General features: G+C 31.6%; 9 protein-coding genes and 1 pseudogene. All 10 read left to right on the forward strand.

Features of this window, described 5'->3' with window-relative positions:
* A pseudogene (locus C8D70_RS20390) lies at positions 1-718 on the forward strand (hypothetical protein); the annotation flags it as partial.
* Positions 718-1,146, forward strand: coding sequence for a hypothetical protein (locus C8D70_RS20395; protein ID WP_110011505.1), 429 nt, complete (start codon positions 718-720; stop codon positions 1,144-1,146). The pseudogene C8D70_RS20390 and the gene C8D70_RS20395, both read left to right, overlap by 1 nt.
* 38 nt (positions 1,147-1,184) lie before the next feature.
* Positions 1,185-1,388, forward strand: a complete 204-nt coding sequence (locus C8D70_RS20400) for a hypothetical protein (RefSeq protein WP_110011504.1) — start codon at positions 1,185-1,187, stop codon at positions 1,386-1,388.
* Positions 1,389-1,541: 153 nt separating this feature from the next.
* The gene (locus C8D70_RS20405; protein ID WP_110011503.1) at positions 1,542-1,808 is read left to right on the forward strand and encodes a hypothetical protein; all 267 of its coding nucleotides are present in this window, start codon (positions 1,542-1,544) and stop codon (positions 1,806-1,808) included.
* A gap of 181 nt (positions 1,809-1,989) precedes the next feature.
* Entirely contained in the window at positions 1,990-2,463 is a 474-nt protein-coding gene (locus C8D70_RS20410) for a hypothetical protein (protein WP_110368509.1), read from the forward strand.
* Between the two features lie 45 nt (positions 2,464-2,508).
* A complete protein-coding gene (locus C8D70_RS20415; protein WP_110368510.1) occupies positions 2,509-2,868 on the forward strand; it encodes a hypothetical protein in 360 nt (119 codons plus the stop codon).
* Positions 2,840-3,328 carry a hypothetical protein gene (locus C8D70_RS20420; protein ID WP_110368511.1) on the forward strand — a complete coding sequence of 163 codons (489 nt, stop codon included), beginning with the start codon at positions 2,840-2,842 and terminating at the stop codon, positions 3,326-3,328. Before C8D70_RS20415 ends, C8D70_RS20420 begins: the two co-directional genes overlap by 29 nt.
* Before the next feature lie 280 nt (positions 3,329-3,608).
* Positions 3,609-4,646 carry an RHS repeat-associated core domain-containing protein gene (locus C8D70_RS20425; RefSeq protein ID WP_228408076.1) on the forward strand — a complete coding sequence of 346 codons (1,038 nt, stop codon included), beginning with the start codon at positions 3,609-3,611 and terminating at the stop codon, positions 4,644-4,646.
* Positions 4,647-4,654: 8 nt separating this feature from the next.
* The gene (locus C8D70_RS20430; protein ID WP_110368513.1) at positions 4,655-5,122 is read left to right on the forward strand and encodes a hypothetical protein; all 468 of its coding nucleotides are present in this window, start codon (positions 4,655-4,657) and stop codon (positions 5,120-5,122) included.
* A 155-nt stretch (positions 5,123-5,277) separates the two neighbouring features.
* Positions 5,278-6,336 carry an RHS repeat-associated core domain-containing protein gene (locus tag C8D70_RS20435; RefSeq protein ID WP_262509794.1) on the forward strand — a complete coding sequence of 353 codons (1,059 nt, stop codon included), beginning with the start codon at positions 5,278-5,280 and terminating at the stop codon, positions 6,334-6,336.
* Positions 6,337-6,555: the final 219 nt, after the last annotated feature.

A 6,555-nucleotide genomic window follows, 5' to 3' on the forward strand; every position in this document is an offset into this window, starting at 1 on the left:
AGGTAATATTTTTACGGGGTTTGGTGGAACTCTTGGAGAAGATCCAAAACCTGGTTTCTGGGGAAGGGTAAGCAATTGGTGGGATCGTTTGTTTGGTAGGAATAGAAATAAAGTAGAAGTTGGGCAAGTGGAGAGGGTCTCAATGAGCTATGGACAAACAGCATTATTTGGACTTATTAGAAATGCTAATGTAAATGCGAATGATGAAAGCCCATTAGAACAATATAGAACATGGAGAGATAATCCCCTCTATCATGAAGGAGAAAGCTGGCTGGACAGATTCGCCAGAAATGTCAACAGTAGCCACATGGAAATTCTTCAAGATGAAGGAAGCGGTGGCGGATTGATGTTTGGTGGTTATGGAAAGACTATAGCTACTGCCGAAAAAGTTTCTATGACATCAAGGATTGCTGCCGAAGCAGAAGCTCAAGGTTTCAAAAGTCTCAATTCTGGAATAGATCCGGCTATAACAGCAAAGTACTTAGAACAAATGATGAATGGTACATTTAATAAACCTATAGGAGTAGCAGGGTTTAGATGGGAAGGGAAATTTTATTTAAATGATGGTAACCATAGAATGAATTCTGCTATCCAATATAAAATATTAACTGGTGACTATAAGTATATGGATATACTTATGAACAATGCAAAATGGGATAACGCAAATCCTGCTAATTATGGAAAAGTATATAAATTCCCTGTAAAACCCACAAGATAATGAACAGAATATCTATAATAAATTCAAAGGAGTTACAAACCTTAAAGGATATGAATGAGTATGTTTTCGTTAATTTCGCTTATGATAATGCTCTAAAAATAAGTTATTTTTACGATGAAATTAGGAAGAATGAGAGAGTTAAATTAATTAATTTATTTAAGCAATTAACAGGTATTGAAATTAGAGTAGATGATACCTTAGGTAAATTACATATAATTTTACTAAAATTATTAATTGATGGAAAAAAAGATAATATCGTTATTAGCAATGTTGGTTTCCATATGATATCATTTGAGTTTTTGATTGATAATTTGAAAAAAATCTTTGAACATCTAAAAGAATTAGTAAATAAAAATGTAATCATAGTTGACTGTAATCTTAATAATCCTGAGGATATTAAATATTTAGAACAATATTTCAAAGCTTAAACCCCGATGGTTCGATTTTTAGCTCTTTACTGTAAAAAATGAAAGAATTAATTTATTCAAAAATAAAAGAATATGATCCTCAATTAGAAGATTTTGAAATTTCATATTCAAATCACCCTTTAATTCTTAATGATTTAGTTTCCTTGTACAAAGAAAGAAATAAGATGGCTAAAAGTGAAAGCATAAAAGAATTAACATCTGAGATTTTAAATAATCTTCTTTTAATTAAAGACGATCATTGAATATGTAAAATTTGTTGTTGTAAGATATTATATTATGAGTAGGCTGTTTGTTTTTGCAGAAGACTATTCAAAAGTTTTTTTGATTTTACATCTTCAGCTAATTGAATATTATAGAAATGAACAGTGCCATCAAAATAAATTTAATATCTAGTTATGAAGCTAATAATAAGAATAACAAAAATAGTAGTAGGATTTTTCTCTTATCTGTTTTTAAGTATTTTCTATCAAAAATCTTTTGGCCAAGAACCTTTTAATAATGCTTTTTCAATGGGCTTACCAAGATTTTACTTTGAGTTTTATTCAAGTGATTGTCAAAAGCTTAATGGAAGTAGTATTGGACAATTCATAATTAATGTAGCTATTTATACAAGTATAGTTCTATTATATTATAAATTTATTTTTAAAAAGAAAGTCAGATAAGTGTACTGGTAATAAATTAGAGTATTGGTTTTCAATACTCTAATTTTAATGATATTGTGGACAGTTGGTATTGTATGTCCCAAAGCAGGTGCTAGCGTCTCGATCATGTCCTCTGCTAAGAATAATTGCAAGACAATGTTTTTTATTCTACCATCCTATAGACTTACACCATAAAGATGCCATGTCTGAGAAATACAGTGCATGGAGTCCTTATAACTATGCCATCAACAATCCTGTGATGGTGATTGATCCGGATGGGAATGATATTTCTTATTCAGGGGAAATGGCACAACAGACTTTTAAAGCGTATGTAGCAACAATGTCTACTAGTTCTGAAACTTCGGGAGGTAATATATTTACGGGGTTTTCTTCCAATTTATTTGGTGATGACTATATATTGAATCGAAATGGTAATTTTGAACGAATATCAGAAACAAAGTATAGCTATGATAGATTATATAATTGGGATAAATCTAAAGTTATAAAATTAAATAAAGAGTTTATGAAGAATTTGCGTCAAGATATGAAATATGATAGTTATTCCAATCAATATAAGCCTACGGAAACAACAATAACATTTGAAAATTCTTCTGTGTCCACAAAGCAAATAAAGAATTATTTCTATTTCTTAGCAGCAAATACAGAAAAAGAATAGGGTTTTAATCATTTAACTAAAAATGGATGGTTTTCAGACAGTTCAGTGACAATAATTAATAGTGACCATGAAGATGGTTCTGTTGGTATGAGTGCAATTTTTAAATATTTAGAATCTGGTTATAATTTATTAGGGTCCGGACATTCTCACCCCTTCTTAATCTATGACCACCCGGAAAATAGACATTTATTAAAAGGAAGGTATGATGAAATGGCATATCCTTCCGGATTCAAAAAAGACGGAGCTATAGATTATAATCAACCGACTGGTGACAGGAGTAGCTACGAAAATTTATTAAATAAATATGGAGGGCAAATAAAAGCTAATCCATGGATATATATAGGTAATCCAGATAACCGACCACATTTTATATATTATGATACGACATCTTTTAGAAGGAAGTAAAGCATTATTGCTTTTTCTTATCTTATTTTCTTGTAAGGAAAATAAAAAAGAAAACATTAAAGAGTACTCTTATCCCAGAATTTCAATCAAAGAAAATCTAAAAAGAGAAATAGATTCTTATAAAAAAGGATTGAATAGGCTGCAAGCATCAAAAAGCAATAATCTAAGTATTTATTTTAATAAGAAAAATGATACAACTTTTATAGAAATAGGGGATTATAAACCGAACCTTAAAATATTAAATATAAAGGGAGTTGAAATCATGAAAAAGGACACAATATATTTATTCAGTGAAAATGATTCAATAAGTATAGAAAAGTTTTGTGAAAATCAGTTTAATGAGAAAATTAATATTATAGATAATTTAGAGCCGTCTCTTAATCATTTTGATCCTCATTTTAGGTGCCTTTATATTGATAATGAAAATTTAAAAGTACTTTTTTATGGTAGATGTAAATAGGAGGAGTGTATGATAAATTGAATACCATAGCAGTTTTCTAATCTTATTGAAAAAAAAATGTAATCATCCTGCTGGCGCGAGCGTATTGCTCATGTCCATAAATAAAATAAAACTACTGTGAAACAGTGGTTTTATTTTATTTGTTCTGACGAAAGCACTATATTTAACAATACAGAGACTACCTTGACAGACGAGTTAAAGAGAAGCTTTTACGAAGGCTGCGAAGGTAGTTTAGTCAGGGGTAACCTTTGCCAAAAGCAGCACAGGCGTTCCTGAAATTATCGATACCAACAATTATTATCCTTTTGGGCTAAACCATATCTCCGGAGCGTTCAGTAGTTCAGGTTTTGGAAGTTTTTACAGCTACAAATACAACGGCAAAGAACTTCAGGAAACCGGGATGTATGATTATGGTGCCAGGATGCTGATCCCCGATCTGGGAAGATGGGGTGCCATGGATTCCATGTCTGAGAAATACAGTGCATGGAGTCCTTATAACTATGCCATCAACAATCCTGTGATGGTGATTGATCCGGATGGGAATGATGTTATAAATACAGGGGCTGGGATGACTGCTACAGGTGCTGATGCACAGTTTGCTTTTAAAGCCTATGTAGCAACAATGTCTACAAGTAGTGAATCATCAGGTAATTATTTTACAGAGGCTAATTTTAACCGGTTCATGAATGGTGATGATGATGATGATGACCCTCCAGGTAATAAACTGAGTAGATTTAGAACAAAAACAGCAAATTGGGTACAGGAAAATATTAGAGGCCCTTTATCTGGTTGGTTTGACACTCATACAAGAAATGCTTTTGTTCTGGATGCAGAAGGACAGGCAAGAATGGATGATCTCAGAGGTCAAATGTCAGGTTATATACGCAGTAACGTAGGAGGAGGTATTAAATGGGGAGCAGAACATGGGCTGATAGGTTCTGGAATGGGAACGGGACATGTTGGGGCATTTGGAAAAGCCTCAAAAGCTTTGGAATTTACCATAGCTGAAGCAAAATTTAATTATTTCTTCGGAAAAGTTACTACTGGTGATATACACAATATTCAAAGATCAGCTCAAAATTTGAAAGACTTAGGTACATTAGGTATAAAGAGTGAGGATCAGTTGATGAAAATATTTAGTAAAGCTTTAGCTGAAGGTACAGAATTAAAAAGTCAAAGTAACAAATTCGGTACAACAGTAACCAAATTCATTGAAATCGGTAAAAAAGGAAAAATTAATGTTGCATTTTTCTATGAAGGAGGAAATATGGCAACTAAACCTAAAGTAACAACACTAATTCCTCAAATTTATAAATAAAACCATATATGTATTTACAAGAAATTTCTGAAGTAAGTTATAAAAACTCAGATTTACCAATATTATTTGAAGACAATCTAACAGACAGGATGTTTGGAATTATATCAAATGATATACACAGTTTTAAATTTGGTTGGCAAAGCACAATTGTTAAACCTATTATTAAAGAGGCTAACCAAAAAAACTATGCAATTGGAATTGATCAAAATTTTGTATTAATTGATTTAAATTTAGTAAGAATAAGACTTAAACTTGAACTTTCATATTTTTTCTATAATATGGTTGTCCTTGATGATCTTATTATTGTTATAACAGAGTTGGAAATCTTAATTGTTAATCTGAAAAGCTTTAGCTTACTAACAACTATTTCTTTGCCTGAACTTTATGAAAAAATGGAAATAAATGGCAAAGATGTGAGATTCATTTGTATTGATGGTAATGAAGTAGATTTTGATCTAAATGGAATAAAAGATTGATTGAAAAAACAATCTTTATTGTACTATTTATCTAATTTCCTCCCAAGCTGGCGCAAGCACCTTGCTCGTATCCATAAATAAATTAAAACCATTGCTTTTGCAGTGGTTTTATAGTCTTCTTTTTATCGAGAAACAGCACAGACGTTCCTGAAATTATCGATACCAACAACTATTACCCTTTTGGGCTGAACCATATCTCAGGGCCGTTCAGTACTTCGGGTTTTGGAAGTTTTTACAGCTACAAATACAACGGGAAAGAGCTTCAGGAAACCGGAATGTATGATTACGGAGCCAGGATGCTGATGCCCGATTTGGGAAGATGGGGTGCCATGGATGCCATGTCTGAGAAATACAGTGCATGGAGTCCTTATAACTATGCCATCAACAATCCTGTGATGGTGATTGATCCGGATGGGAATGATGTTATAAATACAGGGGCTGGGATGACTGCTACAGGTGCTGATGCACAATTTGCTTTTAAAGCCTATGTAGCAACAATGTCTACAAGTACTGAATCTTCAGGAGGTAATATATTTACTGGTTTTGATTTTAATTCTCTTTTAGATGATATTACTGTAGATTATCGTGGTAAGATAATAAAAATTGATGCTAATAATAAACCTAATCGTTTTTTTGATGAAAAAGGATCACAGTTATTTTTGAATGATCCTACAGGTGTTGATGCTGATAAATTAAAGCCAGGAAGTTATGTATTAGGTGAACAATTATATCATAGAGTGAATAAAGGGATTTTGCTTCAATTTATGAAAAGTGCTGGATTTGATGCATTAAGGTATAATATGAAAGCTCAAATTGCAGAAAAACAAGGAAATTTGAGTGAAGCTAGGAATCATAAAATCACAGCCTTAGGTATAGTTAAACAGAAATCTTATAAGGAAGCTGATTTTGCTGTATCTTCACTGGGGCCTAAATTTATATATCCAGAATATGAAAGAAATAGAAGAAGGCCTTGGTTAGAAACACTAAACGAGACAACGGATTATTTTAGACTTGGTGATTCAAATGTCTTATATAATTTATATGATGCCGGTAATTATTTATGGGGTTCTTGGATGTATTTAAATGGTTTCAATAAAAAAACTATTAAGTTTGGTTCGAATTTCAATGAATATATGAGAGGTAATATGGGTGATACTGTAGCTGATCAAAGGTCAATGTTTAATGGATTTGATCTTAAAGGTTTTAAAAAATAAATAATATGAATATGAAAAAAGATATCATTAAAGGTAGTGTCTCACTAACTGTGTAAGTTAAAAAGTTATTCTGGAAAATTTTGAGCCCTCATAGCTCAAAAAATTTTACGGAAATAACTTTTTATTATTTTTAACCATTACATAGTTATGATAGACAAAGAAGACTTATTAAACAACAAGGATTTCTATAAGTCCTTTAAAAATGGAGAAGACTTAACC

It is taken from the genome of Chryseobacterium sp. CBTAP 102, assembly GCF_003201365.1.
Taxonomy (GTDB): domain Bacteria; phylum Bacteroidota; class Bacteroidia; order Flavobacteriales; family Weeksellaceae; genus Chryseobacterium; species Chryseobacterium candidae.

What these genes read in the sequence shown, in the direction of transcription:
- C8D70_RS20395 (WP_110011505.1), top strand. Translation starts at nt 718, where the DNA reads ATGAACAGAATATCTATAATAAATTCAAAGGAGTTACAAACCTTAAAG.
- C8D70_RS20400 (WP_110011504.1), top strand. Translation starts at nt 1,185, where the DNA reads ATGAAAGAATTAATTTATTCAAAAATAAAAGAATATGATCCTCAATTA.
- C8D70_RS20410 (WP_110368509.1), top strand. Translation starts at nt 1,990, where the DNA reads ATGTCTGAGAAATACAGTGCATGGAGTCCTTATAACTATGCCATCAAC.
- C8D70_RS20430 (WP_110368513.1), top strand. Translation starts at nt 4,655, where the DNA reads ATGTATTTACAAGAAATTTCTGAAGTAAGTTATAAAAACTCAGATTTA.
- C8D70_RS20405 (WP_110011503.1), top strand. Translation starts at nt 1,542, where the DNA reads ATGAAGCTAATAATAAGAATAACAAAAATAGTAGTAGGATTTTTCTCT.
- C8D70_RS20420 (WP_110368511.1), top strand. Translation starts at nt 2,840, where the DNA reads ATGATACGACATCTTTTAGAAGGAAGTAAAGCATTATTGCTTTTTCTT.